Source organism: Rhodococcus sp. H36-A4, assembly GCF_027158005.1.
Classification (GTDB): domain Bacteria; phylum Actinomycetota; class Actinomycetes; order Mycobacteriales; family Mycobacteriaceae; genus Rhodococcoides.
Genome location: NZ_JAPVLQ010000006.1, coordinates 273,225 through 290,463, shown reverse-complemented (window position 1 = coordinate 290,463; position 17,239 = coordinate 273,225). Strand labels below are relative to the sequence as shown.

The window sequence follows — 17,239 nt, the reverse complement described above, 5'->3', positions numbered from 1 at the left end:
TGTGACCCAGCAGCGGCGAAGACATGTGGACCCGGACTTTCTCGAGCTCCCCCTGCGCGAACTTGCCGAGGCAGTACTCGATACCGCGCGGCGAGCGGGTGCTGCCCACGCCGATCTTCGCGTGCACCGGTTGACCACGCAGTCTCTCAATCTTCGCGACGGTGCGGTTCAATCGGCTGTGGACGGCTCCGAGATCGGGCTGGCAGTTCGCGTGGTGATCGACGGTACTTGGGGATTCGCCTCGCACAGCGACTTGTCCGTTGCCGCTGCGGTACGGACGGCCAAGACGGCCGTCGATGTCGCCACTGCTCTGCGGGCCCTCAATCGCGAGCACGTCGAGTTGGCAGGCGAACCGATCTATTCGGACGCAACCTGGGTGTCGGACTACGAGGTGGATCCTTTCGACGTTCCCACCCGTGACAAAGTCCAACTTCTCGCCGAATACTCGTCGCGATTGGCAGCGTCCGACGGAGTCGACCACGTGACGGCGTCGGTCCAACAGGTCAAAGAACAGACGTTCTATGCGGACTCGGCGGGTAGTTCGATCACTCAGCAACGCGTTCGACTGCATCCACAGTTCGAGGCGACCACGGTCGACTCCGACGCCGGCGCCTTCGAGACGATGCGTACTCTTGCGCCACCGATCAGTCGTGGGTGGGAGTACCTGGCTGCGGACAGCACGTGGGACTGGGCCGACGAACTCGCGCGCATACCCGACTGGCTGGGTGAGAAAGTGAAGTCTCCTTCGGTGGTGGAGGGTCCCCTGGACCTCGTGATCGACCCGACCAACCTGTGGCTCACGATCCACGAATCGATCGGCCACGCTACGGAGTACGACCGCGCCATCGGATACGAGGCGGCCTACGCCGGTACATCTTTCGCGACGCCGGACAAACTCGGCACACTGAAGTACGGCAGCGAATCCATGCATGTAACAGCCGACCGCACCGAAGTTCACGGGCTGGCAAGCACGGGCTACGACGACGAAGGTGTCGCCGCCCAGAAATGGGACCTGGTGCGCGACGGTGTACTGGTGGGGTACCAATTGGATCGCGTTTTCGCGCCGCGGCTCGGACTTTCGAGGTCCAACGGGTGCTCGTACGCCGACTCCGCACATCACGTTCCGATTCAGCGCATGGCCAACGTCTCCTTGCAACCGGACCCGAATGTCGATCGCAGCATCGACGACCTGGTGGCGGCTGTCGAGGACGGAATCTATGTCGTCGGCGACAAGTCGTGGTCGATCGATATGCAGCGGTACAACTTTCAGTTCACCGGTCAGCGGTTCTTTCGTATTCGCGATGGACGACTCGAAGGCCAAGTCCGCGATGTTGCCTATCAAGCGACCACCACCGACTTCTGGGGCTCGATGGATCTGCTGGGTGGTGAGTCGACCAGGCGGCTCGGTGGCGCATTCAATTGCGGCAAAGCGCAACCCGGTCAGGTTGCTGCGGTCAGCCATGGCTGTCCGGCAGCTCTCTTCCGAGGTGTCAACGTACTCAACACTCGATCGGAGGGGGTCCGGTGATTCGAGCTCAGGACGTCGTCGAGCAGGTTCTACGTGCCGCCACAGTGGACGAGACCCTGGTGATCGTCACCGATTCCAGTGAGTCCTCACTCCGATGGGCCAACAATTCGATGACCACCAACGGCGTCGGAGTGTCCAGACGATGGACGGTCGTCTCCATCGTTCGCGCGGACGATGGGACTCGGGTTTCCACGTCTTCGTCCAGCAGCGTCGATCCGAAAGACATAACCGCAACGGTCCGTGCCTCCGAAAATGCCGCTCGCACAGCTGAGACGGCCGAGGATGCAATGCCCCTCGTCGAGGGGAGCACGGTGGCACCGGATTGGGATGCCGATCCCGCGCAGACCGACATAGGGGTGTTCGAGTCCCTCACCGGTTCCCTTTCGACCGGTTTCGACGGGCAGGACCAGCTCTACGGTTTCGCCCACCACCAGATCGAAACGGTATGGCTCGGGTCGTCGACCGGCATCAGACGGCGATTCACGCAGCCCACGGGATCGATCGAGATCAATGGAAAGCGTTCGGATGCCAGCGCGTGGGTCGGCGCGAGCACGAAGCACTTCGACGATGTGTCGATCGAAAAGTTGCTCGAAGACCTGTCCACCAGGCTCGACTGGTCCAGACACCGAATCGATCTACCCGCAGGTCGGTACGAGACTCTACTGCCGCCGTCCGCGGTTGCCGACTTGATGATCTATCTGATGTGGACCATGGAGGGACGTGGCGCACAGGAAGGACATACGGCGCTTTCTCGGGCGGGCGGAACTCGTATCGGTGAGAAGCTGGGCCAGTTACCGCTGACGTTGTTCTCGGACCCTCGGCACCAGGGGCTCGAGTACTCGCCATTCGTCGCAACGGGTTCTTCGAACGACTCCGTTTCGCTTTTCGACAACGGCGTGTCCACCTCCCGAGTCGAGTGGATCCGAAACGGAACGATCAATGCGCTCGCCTACCCGCGCTTTCTTGCGGAGAAATACGACACCGAGCTGACAGTTCCGGGCGACAACCTCGTTCTTACCGGCGGGTCGGACACCACCCTCGAAGAGATGGTCGCGCGAACCGAACGAGGACTGCTACTGAGCACCCTCTGGTACATCCGCGAAGTGGACCCTGCGACGCTGCTGCTGACGGGGTTGACTCGCGACGGCGTCTACCTGGTCGAAAACGGCAAGGTAGTCGGCGCGGTCAACAACTTCCGCTTCAATGAAAGCCCACTGGCACTGTTGCGCCGCGCCACGGAGGCCGGGGCAACGGAGAAGACGCTGCCCCGGGAATGGAAAGACTGGTTCACGCGAACGGCTATGCCGCCGTTGCGTATTCCGGACTTCCACATGTCCTCGGTGAGTAAAGCGCAGTAGCTATTCGCTGGGGCCCGCGATTTCCAGGGCAATATTGTCGGGGTCACGGAACTCGACGATCGACAATCCCGGGCCACCGCTCTTGATGGGTTCGTGTGCGATACCGAGCTTGTCCAGCGTCACCACTGCGTCCTTCAAGTCCTGATGCTTCTCCACACTGAAGGCCAGATGGTCGAGTCCCGTTCGATCTTCGTCGAAGGAATCTCTCTCGGGTGCGACCGGTCGCAAGCCGAACAATCCGCCGGGGAACTTGTAGATCACTCCGCCGAAGAGAAACCACAGAGACTTCTTGGTTTCTTCGTCTGCATTCGGATCGAAGGCAAAAGCGACCTCGAAGCCGAACACCTCGTCGTAGAACTTGCGCGAGATGTCGATGTCGCTGACTGTGAGACGAACATGGTTGTAGTCGGATACTGCGATCGGCACGTTGAAATCTCCGTTCTGGCGACGGAACTCGTCACCGTTTATCGAGCACTCGAAAAACATTCGGAACTGTCACCGCGAACGATTGCCGACCGAACGATATGACTGTCGAATCAAGCAAGGACCGGTGGCAGGAACGTCGGTGGCGGCTGTAACCGTCTACTACGCCGGCACGATCGAGATGCCTACCGTCCCTGACTTTCCTCGACGAAGCGAGCTTCCCTTCACCGTCAACCAACCGAGAATGCCGTACTTGGACGATATTGCCGAGCGCGCCTTCTCAGTACCTGCGGCGTCCAGAACCTCGGCGACACCGTCGACTGCGTCGCCCTCGACCTTGCCCCGCGCCGAACACGAGGCGATGGTGACCGAGGAATTGCGCTTGATGCGCTTGACCTTCCACGAATCAGTCGGCGTCCACACGAGAAGACGATCTCCGTCGCGCGCACCCCACAATGGCGTCGCGACGGGAGTCCCGTCCTTCTTGAAGGTGGTCAGTGACACGTATTTTCCGTCGGCGATGCTCGTAAAGGTGGCCATGCCGATAAAGGGTACGGCTACTCCCCCTCCAGGTCGCCTTCGGTTTCGAGATACACCTGGCGTAGACCGTCGAGGATTGCGGCGTCGGGCTCGGCCCACATCTTTCGTTCGGCCGCTTCGAGCAACCGCTCCGCGATCCCGTGCAGAGCCCATGGATTGGACTGCTGCATGAACTTTTGATTCTGCTCGTCCAGGACGTACGTCTCGGCCAGCTTTTCGTACATCCAATCGGCGACGACATCAGTGGTGGCGTCGTACCCGAACAAGTAGTCGACCGTGGCCGCCATCTCGAACGCGCCCTTGTAGCCGTGTCGGCGCATCGCTTCGAGCCAGCGAGGATTGATCACGCGTGCACGGAACACGCGAGCGGTTTCCTCGGACAGCGTTCTGGTCCGCACGGATTCCGGCCTCGTACTGTCACCGATGTACGCCTCGGGAGACTTACCCGTCAGAGCACGAACAGTCGCGACCATCCCGCCGTGGTACTGAAAATAGTCGTCCGAATCGGCGATGTCGTGTTCTCGAGTGTCGGTGTTCTTGGCGGCAACGGCGATGCGCCGGTACGCACTGCGCATATCGTCCGACGCGGGCACTCCGTCGAGACCCCGCCCGTATGCGAAACCGCCCCACGTCGTGTAGACCTGCGCCAGATCTTCGTCGCTACGCCAGGTCTTGCTGTCGATCAGTTGCAGCAGCCCAGCGCCGTACGTTCCAGGCTTCGAGCCGAAGATACGGGTCGTCGAGCGACGCTCATCGCCATGCTCGGCGAGATCTGCCTGAGCGTGCGCGCGAACGTAGTTCTGGTCGGCCGGTTCGTCCAATGCAGCAACGAGGCGTACTGCGTCGTCGAGCATCGCCAGCACGTGTGGAAAAGCGTCACGGAAGAAACCACTGATCCGCACCGTGACGTCGATCCGCGGCCGACCCAGTTCGTCCAGTTCGATGACCTCGAGCTTGGTGACGCGTCTCGATGCCTCGTCCCATACCGGCGCGACGCCGAGGAGTGCGAAGACTTCTGCGACATCGTCGCCGGACGTCCGCATGGCGGAGGTGCCCCACACCGACAGACCCACGGACTTGGGCCACTCCCCGTGGTCCTTGCGGTAGCGGGCGAGAAGCGACTCGGCCATTGCCTGCCCGGTTTCCCACGCCAGGCGCGAGGGCACTGCCTTGGGATCGACAGAGTAGAAGTTCCTGCCGGTAGGCAGAACGTTGATGAGTCCGCGCAGCGGGGACCCGCTCGGTCCGGCGGGAATGAACCCACCGTCGAGCGCGTGGAGGATCTGGTCGATCTCGCGAGAGGTTGCCCGAAGTCTGGGAACCACCTCGGTGGCCGCGAAGCGAAGGATCTCGGCGACAACCGGTCCGTGCTCTCCTGCTACTGCTTCGGCGGATTCAGGGTCCCACTGAGTCGTCTGCATCGTCGCCACGAGACCGTGTGCGATCGACTCGATGGCGTCGACTCGTGTTCGCTCCTCGTCTCCGTCCTCGCTCAGTCCCAACGCTTCGCGAAGTCCGGGCACGGTTTGTTCGCCGCCCCACATCTGACGTGCACGCAGCATCGCCAGCACCAATTCCACCTCGGCGTCGCCGACCGGCTCCTGACCGAGGATATGCAGACCGTCCCGGATCTGGACGTCTTTGATCTCGCAGAGCCAACCGTCGACGTGCAGCAGCATGTCGTCGAACACTTCTTCGTCGGGACGCTCCTCCAATCCGAGGTCCTGATGCATCTGGGCCGCGGTCATCAGAGTCCAGATCTGCTGCCTGATAGCAGGCAGTTTGGCCGGGTCCAAAGCCGAAATGTTGGCATGCTCGTCGAGCAACTGCTCGAGCCGGGAGATGTCGCCGTAACTCTCGGCGCGGGCCATCGGCGGGATGAGGTGATCGACCAGAGTGGCGTGGGCACGACGCTTGGCCTGCGTCCCCTCGCCTGGATCGTTGACGAGGAATGGATAGATCAGCGGCAGGTCGCCGAGTGCGGCATCGGTGCCGCACGACGCGGACATCCCGAGCGTCTTACCTGGCAGCCACTCGAGGTTGCCATGCTTTCCGAGGTGGACCATCGCATCGGCACCGAAGCCGCCGTCCTGAATCGACGCCTGGATCCAGCGATACGCCGCGAGATAGTGATGACTGGGAGGTAGATCCGGATCGTGATAGATCGCGACGGGTCGCTCGCCGAATCCGCGGGGCGGTTGAACCATGATGACGACGTTGCCGAACTGCATTGCCGCGATGACGATTTCGCCTTCGGGATCGCTCGAGCGATCGACGTACAGATCACCGGGAGCTGGGCCCCAATGCTTCTCGACGGCGGTCGTCAGGTCCTCCGGGAGCTCGGCGAACCACGACCGGTACCGCGCGGCCGAGATGCGGATCGGATTGCCCTCGAGCTGTGCGTCGGTGAGCCAATCCGGGTCCTGTCCACCGCGCGCGATAAGTGCGTGAATGAGTGCGTCGCCATCGCGGGCGGCCAAGCCCGGAACGGCGTCGGGTCCGTCCTCTGGTCCGAGATCATATCCCGCGGTGCGCATCTCGGTCATCAGCGAAATCGCGCTTGCCGGCGTATCGAGGCCGACGGCATTTCCGATGCGAGCATGTTTGGTCGGGTACGCCGAGAACATCAGGGCAATCCTGCGCTCCGACGTAGGAATGTAGCGAAGTCGTGCATGACGCACCGCGATTCCAGCTACCCGCGCAGCACGTTCGTGATCGGGGACGTAGGTGGTCAGGCCATCGCCGTCGATCTCTTTGAACGAAAACGGAACCGTGATGAGTCGGCCGTCGAATTCGGGAACTGCAACTTGAGTCGCAACGTCGAGCGGCGACATGCCGTCGTCGTTCGCATCCCAGGTAGCCCGGCTGCTGGTCAAGCAAAGCCCCTGCAGGATGGGAACGTCCAGCGCGGCTAGTTCGGTCACGTCCCATGCTTCGTCATCGCCGCCTGCCGACGCGCCTGCAGGCTTGGTTCCGCCCGCGGCCAACACAGTCACGATCATCGCGTCGGCCGACTTCAAAGCGCCCAGTAGTTCCGGGTCTGCGGCGCGCAACGACGCGCAGAAGAGCGGAAGCGCCTTCCCGCCCTTCGCCTCGACGGCCGCGGCAAGAGCTTCGATGTATGCCGTGTTTCCGGCCAGATGCTGCGCTCGGTAGTAGAGGATCGCGATGGTCGGTCCGCCGGCATCGGCGGGTGTCACCGAAGACTCCAACACTCCCCACGTAGGTGTGTGGACGGGCGCAGAAAACCCATGACCGGTGAGCAGAACGGTGTCGGACAGGAAGCCGAAGAGTTCGGCAAGATTCTCCGGGCCACCTTCTGCCAGGTAATTGTGGGCTTGAGCTGCGACATTGCCGGGGACCGTCGACAACTCCATCAACTCGGCGTCGGGCGCCTGCTCCCCGCCGAGAACGACCACCGGCACGCCGGAGGCGAGTACCGCATCGACGCCTTCTTCCCAGGACCGCTTCGACCCCAGGATCCGGAGCACGATCAAATCAATGCCCTCTGCTAGCCCGGCAACATCGTCGGCGAGCAGGCGCGAAGGATTTCCCCACCGATAGTCGGCGCCGCTGGCACGCGCGCTGAGCAGGTCGGTGTCCGATGTGGACAGAAGCAGGATCACGGTTACTGCCCTCCTCGGGGTTTTCGCGCCCCGCATTTGTCTTGCGTGTGGGCTCACGGGAGAGGGTCTGGCTTTCACAGTGGCGCGACCGCGCCGGACTTACACCGGCTTCCTCTCGGCCGAAGCCGTTCGAAGGGGATGCTACCGAAGAAACCCTCCGGCTCGTTACTTCGGGAAACCCCGACAAGATGCACTTGTAGCCTTGGACAGGTGACGTCGAGCGATCCGAGAACAACCCCCGACCGCTGCCCAGGTGCACTGACCTTGCACCAAGCAGCCGATGGCGCGCTGGCCAGGGTGCGGCTGCCCGGCGGATTGGTCGACCCTTCCCACATGCAGGTTCTCGCGAAGGCTGCTGGTGATCTCGGCAACGGGTCCATGCAGCTGACATCCCGTGGCAACATTCAATTTCGCGGGGTTCGGGATAGCACCGAGCTGGCTCGACGCCTAGCGGATGCCGGTATGTTGCCCTCTCCCTCTCACGAGCGTGTGCGCAACATACTTGCCTCGCCCTTGACTGGTCGGGTGAATGGTGTCACCGATGTCCGAACCGTGATCACCGCACTCGACCGAGGCCTGTGCACCTGTGCCGACCTGGTGGATCTTCCCGGCCGGACGCTGTTCGCCCTCGACGACGGCCGAGGTGATGTCACCGCTCTTGACCCGGACTTCGGTGTCCAAGCGCTTTCGCCAGCGTCGTTCGCACTGATCCTCGGTGGCGCTGATACGGGTGTAAGGGTCGACCGCGACAGCGTCGTCGACGTGCTGGTGGACGCCGCCCGGATATTCGTCTCGTTGCGGGGCACAGAGTGGCGACTGACCGAGCTCGCCGACGGACCCGCACGAGTTCTCGCAACGCTGGGCCTCGATTCATCCGGCTACGACCCGACAACTACGGCCCCACTGGCCACTCGGCCGTCCGATACGCCCCCGGTCGGGTGGCTGTCGCAGGGCGACGGACTCGTCGCGCTGGGCGGAGTCCTTGCGCTCGGAGTCCTCGACGCACGGCTCGCCGAGTTTCTCGCTGCAATCGACAAACCGCTCGTCGTCACGCCGTGGCGCGGGATCGTCGTGTGCGATCTCGACGAGGGCGCTGCCGAACAGGTGGTTCGAGTACTGGCCCCGATGGGCTTGATCTTCGATGCCGACTCACCCTGGGTGAACCTCAGCGCCTGCACCGGCGCACCTGGGTGCGACAAGTCGAATGCCGACGTGCGGGGTGATCTACGTGACGCCGTGGCTGCCGGCCGGAATCTTGCTGACCAACGCGAGCATTGGTCAGGATGCGAGCGTCGATGTGGCAGGCCGAAAGGCGAGATCGTGGACGTCGTCGCCACCGGCGCCGGATACCGGGTGTCATGAGGGGTCTCGGTTCTGACCTATCGTGAACTCCATGTACGACTACATCCGCGACGGTGCGGAGATCTATCGACAGTCCTTCGCGACTATTCGAGCCGAGGCAGATCTTTCGGCGTTCGCCCCTGACGTTGCGCAGGTCGTCGTTCGGATGATCCATGCCAGCGGTGAAGTCGACCTCACCGAAGTTGTCGGTGCCACACCGTCGGTTGTTTCCAGTGCCCGCACCGCCCTCGCTGCAGGTGCACCGGTTCTGTGCGATGTGAAAATGGTCGCGGCAGGTGTCACTCGTCGACGATTGCCCGCCGACAACGAAGTGATCTGCACGCTGTCGGATCCGAGAGTGCGTGATCTCGCGGCCAAGATGGGCACGACTCGAACTGCCGCCGCGCTCGAATTGTGGGGAGATCGGCTCGATGGCGCCGTAGTTGCGATCGGTAACGCGCCGACAGCGCTGTTCCGTCTGCTCGAGATGCTGGCAGCAGGCGCGCCCAAACCCGCTGCGATCGTCGGGGGGCCGGTCGGTTTCATCGGTGCTGCCGAATCCAAAGAGGACCTCATCGCATCGAACTTCGGTCTCGAGTATCTGGTGGTTCGAGGACGGCGTGGCGGTAGCGCCATCACAGCCGCCGCAGTGAATGCCATTGCAAGCGAGGAAGAATGAGCGTAATTCCAGGAAAGTTGTGGGGCGTCGGCATCGGGCCCGGGGATCCCGAACTGGTGACGGTCAAAGCTGCGCGGGTCATCGGTGAAGCCGATGTCGTGGCATTCCACAGCGCCAAGCATGGCAAATCCATCTCACGCGGAGTCGCCGCCGGCTATATGCGCGAAGGTCAGATTGAAGAGCACCTGGTGTACCCGGTCACCACGGAGACCACCGATCACCCAGGCGGCTATCAGGGAGCTATCGACGAGTTCTACACCCAGGCAGCCGAACGCCTTGCCGCACATCTCGAGTCCGGACTCTCGGTAGTACTTCTCGCCGAGGGCGACCCGCTTTTCTACAGCTCCTACATGCACATGCACAAGAGGCTCTGCGACCGGTTCGACGTCGAGATCGTACCGGGTGTGACTTCGGTGAGCGCCGCCTCTGCCGCACTGAAGACACCATTGGTCGAGCGCGACGAAGTCTTCACGGTGTTACCCGGAACACTGTCTGTCGCCGAGCTGACGAGGCGGCTTCGAAACACCGATGCGGCGGCAATCATGAAGCTCGGGCGCACGTACCCCAATGTTGTAGCTGCACTGAAAGATTCGGGGCGACTCGACGAAGCGTACTACGTCGAGCGAGCCAGTACCGGTAGCGAACGGGTTCTTGCCGCTGCCGACGTCGTCGCCGACGAGGTGCCGTACTTCTCCATCGCAATCGTGCCGAGCCCGGCGAACAATCCCGTCGAATCGCGCACACTGGGTGAAGTTGTCGTCGTCGGCCTCGGTCCGGGCGCAGACAGGTGGACGACGGACGAGGTTCGTCATGAGCTTCGCGCTGCCACCGACCTCGTCGGTTATGTGACGTATCTCGACCGAGTCCCGATGCAGGCCGGTCAGATTCGGCATGCAAGCGACAACAAGGTCGAGTCCGAACGTGCCGCTTTCGCGTTGGACCTCGCGAAGCGGGGCCGACGGGTTGTAGTGGTGTCCTCCGGCGATCCTGGAGTGTTTGCAATGGCCTCGGCAGTCGTCGAAATCGCCGCCGAAGATCAATGGTCGACCGTGCCGGTGCGGGTCGTCCCTGGAATGACCGCAGCCAATGCGGTAGCAAGCCGCGTCGGCGCACCACTCGGACACGATTACGCCGTGATTTCACTGTCGGATCGCCTCAAGCCCTGGGACGTCGTGGCCGCGCGCCTGTCGGCTGTGGCCGAAGCGGACATGGCGATTGCCATCTACAACCCCGCCTCGAAGTCGAGGACATGGCAGATCTCTGCCACACGTGACATCCTCCTCGAACATCGTGGACCTGACACTCCGGTGGTCATCGGTCGCGCAGTGGGAAGCGAAGACGAGTCGGTGACCACCGTCCGGTTGGCCGATCTCGCCGAAGCGAAAATTGATATGAGGTGTCTCCTCATCGTGGGATCCTCGCTCACCGAGGTCATCGACACGGGTAGTGGCCCAATGATCTTGACGCCACGGAGATACCCTGCTGCAGAGGGACGCGCCTAGCCGAAAAGCGAATCCAGCCAGGCCAGCACGTCGTCCACGGTGTAAACCACACGTCGATCGGGTGGCACTGTCGGCCGGGCGACCATGATCACTGGAATGCCCAGTTCTCTCGCCGCGGTGATCTTCGCTTCCGTCATCACTCCCCCGCTGTTCTTGCTGACGACGGCGTCGATCCCGCGTCGACGCATCAGTTCGATCTCGGAGGCGATGTCGAACGGGCCTCGCGTGAGTAGCAATTCGTGATTGATAGGAAGTACCGGGTCTGGTGGATCGATACTACGAATCAGAAACCAGCTGGAGTCGATTGCCGCGAAGGCCGCTACCTCCTGACGCCCGATCGTCAGCAGGACTCGACCGGCGTCGGCTGGAATGGCCGCCGCTGCTTCGCTGGAATTCGATACCTCGATCCACTGGTCACCGGGCCTGCGGGACCATGGCGTGCGATGCAGTCCGAGAAGCGGGATGCGATGGTGTGCGGCGGCGATGGCGGCGTTGTTCGAGATCGTGGAGGCGAAGGGATGCGTCGCGTCGACCATTGCGTGGATCTCGTGATCGTGCAGCCAGCGGGTCAACCCGTCGGCCCCGCCGAACCCGCCGACGCGCGAAGTGCCCAGCGGGAGTATCGGGTCCCGGACGCGCCCGGCAAGAGAGGTGACGAAGTCGAACCGATCGTCGCCGGACAACCGTGCGGCCAGCTCCCGTGACTCGGAGGTGCCTCCAAGTACCAACACCCTCACTGCTTGATCGATATCCACTGCGCAACCGGAAGCTGCGGGCGCCAACTCGTGAACGAGCCCAACGGCTCCCCTCGGTATATCTGGAACTTCCTCAACGACCCACCGTACCGATCCACGCACTGCAGAAGAAGCGCCTCGGATTCGGCCGTCACCGCATTCGCGACGAGTCTCCCCCCTGGTCGCAGTTGCGACCAGCAGGCCTCGATCATGTCGCTCTGGGTCAGCCCGCCACCGATGAATACCGCATCGGGCAACTCACCGTCGCCGAAGCAGTCGGGTGCAGCGCCGCGAACCTGAAGCCCTGGAACGCCGAGCGCACGTGCGTTGACTTCGATCTGTGATCGCCGTGCCTCTAGAATCTCGAATGCGACTGCGGTGCATCGTGGATCCGTTCGCATCCATTCGATACCGATCGATCCGGACCCGCCACCGACGTCGAACAACACTTCTCCCGGCGTCGGGGCAAGTGCACTGACCGTCAATGCCCGAACCTCGGACTTGGTCAGCTGACCGTCGCCCGCGTAGGCAGCGTCGGGTAGCCCTGGGATTCGACTGATCCGAGATGCAGTGGGCGAGAACACGCAGTCGACAGCGACGACGTTGAGCGGATCTCCGGGCGGCTCGGTCCACGTGCGCGCGGTACCGGTCACCGACCGTTCGGCCTGTCCACCCAGTTGTTCGAAGACTGTGACAGTGGAGTCCGCGAACCCCGATTCACGCAGCAGCGACACCACCTGAGCGGGGGTGTGCTGATCTCGGGAAAGAACGATCACTCGGCCGCCGTGAGCCAAGGCGGGTAACAGCGTCGCGACTTCGGAGTTGACGAGACTGACTGCTGTGGTGGTGTGCACCGCCCAGCCCAGACGCGCACAGGCCAACGACATCGACGACGGGGCCGACATCACGTGCAACCGCTCGGCGCCGAATTCCCTCGCCAGCGTGACTCCGATGCCGTGAAACATCGGATCCCCGCTCGCAAGTACGCATACCCGCTTACCGTCGAACTCGTCGATCGAAGCGCGCAGGCCGGGCAACATCGGGGACGGCCACCGACGTAAGCGATCGTCCGGTATGGGAAGCGTCGCCAACTGCCGAGTCGAGCCGAAGACCACGTCCGAGGACAAGATCACTGCCCTGGCGGATTCGGCTATACCTTCCCAACCGTCCGCTCCGATACCGACAACCGCTATCCGGCCGCCCGGGAGCATCAGCGAGGCATCTTTCGCCAGAGCCACGACGGCAGCAGATTCAATCCGGCGTACAGGGGTCCGAGGATGCCGGGCACCCACACCCGAGACTTCTTTCTTGCCAGCGCATGCGCCACGGCATCAGCGACTTGGCCTGGTGTACTGGAAAACGGTGCGGGAGACATTCCCTCGGTCATCGATCCGATGACGAAGCCTGGGCGGACAAGTAGCAGTGATACCCCCGACCCATGCAGTGAATCCGCTAGACCGCTCGCGAAGCCGTCGAGCCCAGCCTTGGCCGAGCCGTACACATAGTTGGCCTTGCGCACGCGGATGCCGGCCACGGAGGAGAAGACTACGAGTTCGCCGCTCCCCTGTACGCGCATCATCCGAGCCCCGTGAGTGAGAACAGAAATCTGAGCGACAAAGTCGGTATGCACGATCGCCATTGCGTGCTCGGCGTCCGATACTGCCAGTGACTGGTCGCCGAGGATTCCGAATGCCAGAACCACGGTCGCCAATGGGCCGTGCTCCTGCGCGACGGATTCGAGAAACTCACCGTGCCGGCTCACGTCGTCGGCATCGAACTCCACCGTTGCGACGCTGCGTGCACCGGCAGCCTGCAATCGACCGACCTGTGAGGAAAGCTGATCGCTCCGCCTCGCAGCAAGTACGACGGTCCGACCCGGTGCAAGCCTCGTCGCCACCTCCATACCGATCTCGCTGCGGCCCCCTAGAAGCAGGACTGTGCCGACATGGCGCGGAAAAGTGTCACTGGGTGGAGTGGACGTCACGACTGACAGTCTCGCCGATTACGGTCGTAGCATGGCCACCACCCCCGCAGACCCCGCAGCCCTCACCGCCGAGGCGACCGAATTTCTTACCCAACGTCATCTCGCAACGCTGACGACACTCCGCGCCGACGGCACGCCCCACGTCGTCGCTGTCGGGTTCACCTGGGATCCCGAAGCTCGCATTGCGCGCGTGATCACCGGCCGCACGACACAGAAGGCGATCAACGCTGCACGAGGTGGCTATGCAGCTGTAAGTCAGATCGAAGGGCCGCGGTGGCTGACGTTGGAAGGGCCGAGCACCGTGCTGACCGACCGAGACGACGTCCACGAGGCGGAGCTACGATACGCCCAGCGCTACCGAGTCCCTCGGGAGAATCCGGAACGCATCGTCATCACGATCGCCGTCCAACGGATACTGGGCTCCCGGTCACTGCTCGCGCGCTGATCTACGTGGTCGGCAATACCGCCAGCCCGTGCGGCCGAAGGTTGACCGACTCGCACCCGTCCGCGGTGACGATCACGATGTCCTCGATGCGCGCACCCCACTGACCCCGAAAATAAATCCCGGGTTCGATACTGAAGGCCATCCCCTCGACCAATTCGATGTCATTTCCTGCCACGATGTAAGGCTCCTCGTGAACCGACAGACCGATTCCGTGGCCGGTGCGGTGCAGGAACACATCCCCTAGTCCCTCGGCGGACAGTACGTCGCGCGCCGCCGCGTCGATGGTCTCGGCTCTCACACCGGGCCTGACTGCATCGACTGCCGCTTGTTGTGCTCGCTCGAGAACGGCGTACTGCTTGGCAACTTCGGCAGAGGGCTCGCCCAAAACATATGTACGCGTCGAATCGGAGTTGTACCCCGGCGCGACAGGCCCGCCGATGTCGATCACGACGACATCTCCTGCCTCGATGATGCGCTCCGACACCTCGTGATGCGGATCCGCGCCGTGCGGACCGGAACCGACGATGATGAACGCTGCCTCGGTGTGCCCTTCCTCCACGATCGCGGCGCCGATGTCGTGTGCGACTGCGGCCTCCGTTCGGCCGACTCTCAGGAAGTCCCCCATTCGGGCGTGGACCCGGTCGATGGCGTGGCCGGCGCGCCGGAGCGCCTCGATCTCGGCGCTGTCCTTCGACATTCGCAGTTGCCGCAACACCGCGGTCGCCAAAATTGGTGTCCGACCCAGCTTCTCGGCCAACGGCACGAAGTGCAATGCCGGCATGGCGTCGTCGACCGCGGTCTTCGCGCCGGACGGCAAGACGGCGGCGACAAGTGCGTACGGACTGACTCCATCCACCCAATCGGTAATGACGAGACCGAGATCACCGACCGCGGAATCCTGCAAGGCTGCCAACTCGATCCGCGGGACGATCACGGTGGGGCTCGAGCCATCCGCGGGGATCACCAGGCAGATCAGGCGCTCGAACGAACTTGCCCGCGATCCGACCAGGTACTGCAGATCTGGACCAGGGGTGACCAGCAACGCATCCAGGCCCGCCTGCCCGGCGTACTCGGCCGCGTGAGCCAGCCGCGAGGCATAGATTTCTGTCGCGAATCGGGTGGGTGACGACGTGGAATCGGAACTCATGACTTCAGGCTAACGGCGTTTGGCAAGATGATGTCCATGACAGCCCCGGGAACGTCACCTCTTCTTCTTCTCGACGGAGCCAGCCTGTGGTTTCGGGCCTACTACGCGCTACCCGAATCGATCACGGCCCCGGATGGGCGACCGGTCAACGCCGTGCGGGGATTCATCGACATGGTCGCTGCTCTGATGGCTCGAACCGAGCCGCGCCGTCTCGCCGTCTGCCTCGATCTCGATTGGCGCCCGAAGTTTCGAGTGGATGCAGTGCCGTCGTACAAGGCGCATCGCGTCGCAGAAGTACTGCCCAGCACCGGATCGAGCGAGGAAGTACCCGAAACACTGACCCCGCAGGTCGAGATGATCAAGAACGTTCTCGCTGCCGCGGGGATCGCAACTGCCGGATCGGTCGGACTCGAAGCCGATGACGTACTTGGAACTCTGGCTGCGCGCGAGCGAGAGGATCCGGTCGTCGTAGTCAGCGGAGATCGAGATCTGCTGCAGGTTGCGTCCGATGAACCCAACCAGGTCAGGGTCCTCTACGTCGGACGAGGGTTGGCGAAAGCAGAGTTGTTCGGCCCCAGCGAAGTAGCAGAAAAGTACGGGGTTCCCCTGCACCGGGCGGGCGAAGCATATGCCGAACTCGCCCTTCTACGCGGTGATGCCTCCGACGGACTCCCGGGTGTGAAAGGCGTCGGCGAGAAAACAGCGTCGACCCTCATGCTGCGCTACGGCTCGGTGGCCGACCTGCGCGCAGCGGTGAACGATCCAGCATCCGATCTAGCGAAGGGCATCCGAGCAAAACTGACCGCGGCGAGCGACTACCTGGATGCAGCACTGCCCGTAGTTCGCGTCGTCACCGATGCCGAGGTCGAGTTCTCACGCTCGGACATCATCCCAGCTGCGCCCGCCGACCCGGATCGGCTGTCGCAGCTGGCTTCCGAGCTCGGAATCGGCAGTGCTGTGGACCGACTGACCTCGGCAATGGGCACCTACGGTCGCGCCTGACCCGAAACCCAGATACACTCCGTGGCCCAGCTGGCTTTCGTACATCAGCCGGTTCCAGTACGTCAGCGGGGACGTGATACCTCGTAGGTTCCGGTGTCATCGGTGAACGTCAACGTCACCTTTTTGTCGATGCCATCGACTCGCACCGAGCAATCGAAGGATGCACCTTTTTCGACGGCCTGGCCGCTGGGGCAATTTACGTTCGAAATGCTTGTGGCACCGTAGGTTCCGGAGACGATCTCTTCGATTCCGGCCTCGGCAGCGTCAGGATCAAGGGTCTTCGTTCCACCCAAGGTGGCAAAAAGCACCCCACCGATGAGAAGAATTGCAACGACCAAACCGCCGATCAGGAACAGGGGTGTCTTCGACTTGGTGCCCTGCGGTGATTGTCCACCTGGATTCCACTGCTGCTGACCGGGCTGCTGCTGACCCGGCTGCTGCTGACCGGGATACATGCCCCCGTACTGGCCCTGCGGGTTTTGCCCCTGCGGATACTGCCCCTGGGGGAACTGGCCCTGCGGAAACTGCCCCTGGGGGAACTGGCCCTGCGGAAACTGCCCCTGCGGAAACTGCCCCTGGGGGAACTGGCCCTGCGGAAACTGCCCCTGCGGATACTGCCCTTGAGGAAATTGGCCCTGCGGAAACTGGCCCTGCTCGTAGGACTGAGTTGGATAGTTACCCTGCCCCTGGGGCTGCGCCGGGTATTGCCCCTGTGGATAGGGCGGCTGCTGCAGGTAGCCCTGAGTCGGTTGGCCCGATGTAGGTCCGGCTTGGCCCCATGCTTGCTGACCGGGTACCTGTTGATCCCACGGCTGACCGGTCGGAGGGAGTTCACCAGAAGGGGTCTCCGACGCTGGTTCTTCCCGTTGCCCCTGATTGCGCGACCATTGCTCATCAGGGTTGTTCGGACCGTAAGGGCCGGTCATCTCG

15 protein-coding genes are annotated in these 17,239 nt (G+C 62.9%); 7 read left to right on the top strand and 8 right to left on the bottom strand.

Annotated features, from left to right (window positions below; all coding sequences use genetic code 11):
* The first annotated feature begins 1 nt into the window (after position 1).
* Together O1W68_RS17960 and O1W68_RS17955 are read left to right on the top strand one after the other, a co-directional pair.
* Positions 2-1,528 carry a TldD/PmbA family protein gene (locus tag O1W68_RS17960; protein ID WP_442972396.1) on the top strand — a complete coding sequence of 509 codons (1,527 nt, stop codon included), beginning with the start codon at positions 2-4 and terminating at the stop codon, positions 1,526-1,528.
* Positions 1,525-2,886: a metallopeptidase TldD-related protein gene (locus O1W68_RS17955; RefSeq protein ID WP_269305844.1), complete on the top strand. Its 1,362-nt coding sequence runs from the start codon at positions 1,525-1,527 to the stop codon at positions 2,884-2,886. Before O1W68_RS17960 ends, O1W68_RS17955 begins: the two co-directional genes overlap by 4 nt.
* On the opposite strand, the gene O1W68_RS17950 is transcribed toward O1W68_RS17955, so the two are convergent.
* The 3 genes from O1W68_RS17950 to cobN form a co-directional block, all read right to left on the bottom strand.
* Positions 2,887-3,312 carry a VOC family protein gene (locus O1W68_RS17950; RefSeq protein ID WP_269305842.1) on the bottom strand — a complete coding sequence of 142 codons (426 nt, stop codon included), beginning with the start codon at positions 3,310-3,312 and terminating at the stop codon, positions 2,887-2,889.
* Between the two features lie 159 nt (positions 3,313-3,471).
* Positions 3,472-3,849, bottom strand: coding sequence for a PPOX class F420-dependent oxidoreductase (locus tag O1W68_RS17945; RefSeq protein WP_269305840.1), 378 nt, complete (start codon positions 3,847-3,849; stop codon positions 3,472-3,474).
* 17 nt (positions 3,850-3,866) lie between these two features.
* A complete protein-coding gene (gene cobN / locus O1W68_RS17940; protein WP_269305838.1) occupies positions 3,867-7,475 on the bottom strand; it encodes a cobaltochelatase subunit CobN in 3,609 nt (1,202 codons plus the stop codon).
* A gap of 210 nt (positions 7,476-7,685) precedes the next feature.
* On the opposite strand from cobN, the gene cobG reads away from it, so the two are divergent.
* Genes cobG through cobJ form a run of 3 tightly spaced genes read left to right on the top strand, consistent with a single transcriptional unit; the run spans position 7,686 to position 10,997 of the window.
* Entirely contained in the window at positions 7,686-8,837 is a 1,152-nt protein-coding gene (cobG, locus tag O1W68_RS17935; protein ID WP_269305836.1) for a precorrin-3B synthase, read from the top strand.
* A 31-nt stretch (positions 8,838-8,868) separates the two neighbouring features.
* Complete coding sequence (locus O1W68_RS17930; RefSeq protein WP_269305833.1) at positions 8,869-9,495, top strand: precorrin-8X methylmutase; 627 nt, start codon at positions 8,869-8,871, stop codon at positions 9,493-9,495.
* Positions 9,492-10,997: a precorrin-3B C(17)-methyltransferase gene (gene cobJ, locus O1W68_RS17925; RefSeq protein WP_269305831.1), complete on the top strand. Its 1,506-nt coding sequence runs from the start codon at positions 9,492-9,494 to the stop codon at positions 10,995-10,997. Before O1W68_RS17930 ends, cobJ begins: the two co-directional genes overlap by 4 nt.
* Here cobJ and O1W68_RS17920 read toward each other — a convergent pair.
* Genes O1W68_RS17920 through O1W68_RS17910 form a run of 3 tightly spaced genes read right to left on the bottom strand, consistent with a single transcriptional unit; the run spans position 10,994 to position 13,724 of the window.
* Complete coding sequence (locus O1W68_RS17920; RefSeq protein ID WP_269305829.1) at positions 10,994-11,752, bottom strand: cobalt-precorrin-6A reductase; 759 nt, start codon at positions 11,750-11,752, stop codon at positions 10,994-10,996. The genes cobJ and O1W68_RS17920 overlap by 4 nt on opposite strands.
* Positions 11,731-12,963: a precorrin-6y C5,15-methyltransferase (decarboxylating) subunit CbiE gene (cbiE, locus tag O1W68_RS17915; RefSeq protein WP_442972412.1), complete on the bottom strand. Its 1,233-nt coding sequence runs from the start codon at positions 12,961-12,963 to the stop codon at positions 11,731-11,733. Before cbiE ends, O1W68_RS17920 begins: the two co-directional genes overlap by 22 nt.
* Positions 12,942-13,724, bottom strand: a complete 783-nt coding sequence (locus O1W68_RS17910) for an SDR family NAD(P)-dependent oxidoreductase (protein WP_442972411.1) — start codon at positions 13,722-13,724, stop codon at positions 12,942-12,944. The genes cbiE and O1W68_RS17910 overlap by 22 nt, the downstream gene beginning before the upstream one ends.
* Positions 13,725-13,746: 22 nt before the next feature.
* On the opposite strand from O1W68_RS17910, the gene O1W68_RS17905 reads away from it, so the two are divergent.
* Positions 13,747-14,160: a TIGR03618 family F420-dependent PPOX class oxidoreductase gene (locus tag O1W68_RS17905; RefSeq protein WP_269305825.1), complete on the top strand. Its 414-nt coding sequence runs from the start codon at positions 13,747-13,749 to the stop codon at positions 14,158-14,160.
* A gap of 1 nt (position 14,161) precedes the next feature.
* On the opposite strand, the gene O1W68_RS17900 is transcribed toward O1W68_RS17905, so the two are convergent.
* Complete coding sequence (locus tag O1W68_RS17900) at positions 14,162-15,307, bottom strand: M24 family metallopeptidase (RefSeq protein WP_269305823.1); 1,146 nt, start codon at positions 15,305-15,307, stop codon at positions 14,162-14,164.
* A 27-nt stretch (positions 15,308-15,334) separates the two neighbouring features.
* On the opposite strand from O1W68_RS17900, the gene O1W68_RS17895 reads away from it, so the two are divergent.
* Positions 15,335-16,309 carry a 5'-3' exonuclease gene (locus O1W68_RS17895; protein WP_269305821.1) on the top strand — a complete coding sequence of 325 codons (975 nt, stop codon included), beginning with the start codon at positions 15,335-15,337 and terminating at the stop codon, positions 16,307-16,309.
* Positions 16,310-16,371: 62 nt separating this feature from the next.
* Here O1W68_RS17895 and O1W68_RS17890 read toward each other — a convergent pair whose 3' ends face one another.
* Positions 16,372-17,235 carry a DUF4333 domain-containing protein gene (locus O1W68_RS17890; RefSeq protein WP_269305819.1) on the bottom strand — a complete coding sequence of 288 codons (864 nt, stop codon included), beginning with the start codon at positions 17,233-17,235 and terminating at the stop codon, positions 16,372-16,374.
* Between the last annotated feature and the right edge of the window lie 4 nt (positions 17,236-17,239).

Coding starts and splice junctions, on each gene's coding strand:
- O1W68_RS17945 (WP_269305840.1), bottom strand. CDS start 3,849: ATGGCCACCTTTACGAGCATCGCCGACGGAAAATACGTGTCACTGACC.
- O1W68_RS17930 (WP_269305833.1), top strand. CDS start 8,869: ATGTACGACTACATCCGCGACGGTGCGGAGATCTATCGACAGTCCTTC.
- cobJ (WP_269305831.1), top strand. CDS start 9,492: ATGAGCGTAATTCCAGGAAAGTTGTGGGGCGTCGGCATCGGGCCCGGG.
- O1W68_RS17905 (WP_269305825.1), top strand. CDS start 13,747: ATGGCCACCACCCCCGCAGACCCCGCAGCCCTCACCGCCGAGGCGACC.
- O1W68_RS17900 (WP_269305823.1), bottom strand. CDS start 15,307: ATGAGTTCCGATTCCACGTCGTCACCCACCCGATTCGCGACAGAAATC.
- O1W68_RS17895 (WP_269305821.1), top strand. CDS start 15,335: ATGATGTCCATGACAGCCCCGGGAACGTCACCTCTTCTTCTTCTCGAC.
- O1W68_RS17890 (WP_269305819.1), bottom strand. CDS start 17,235: ATGACCGGCCCTTACGGTCCGAACAACCCTGATGAGCAATGGTCGCGC.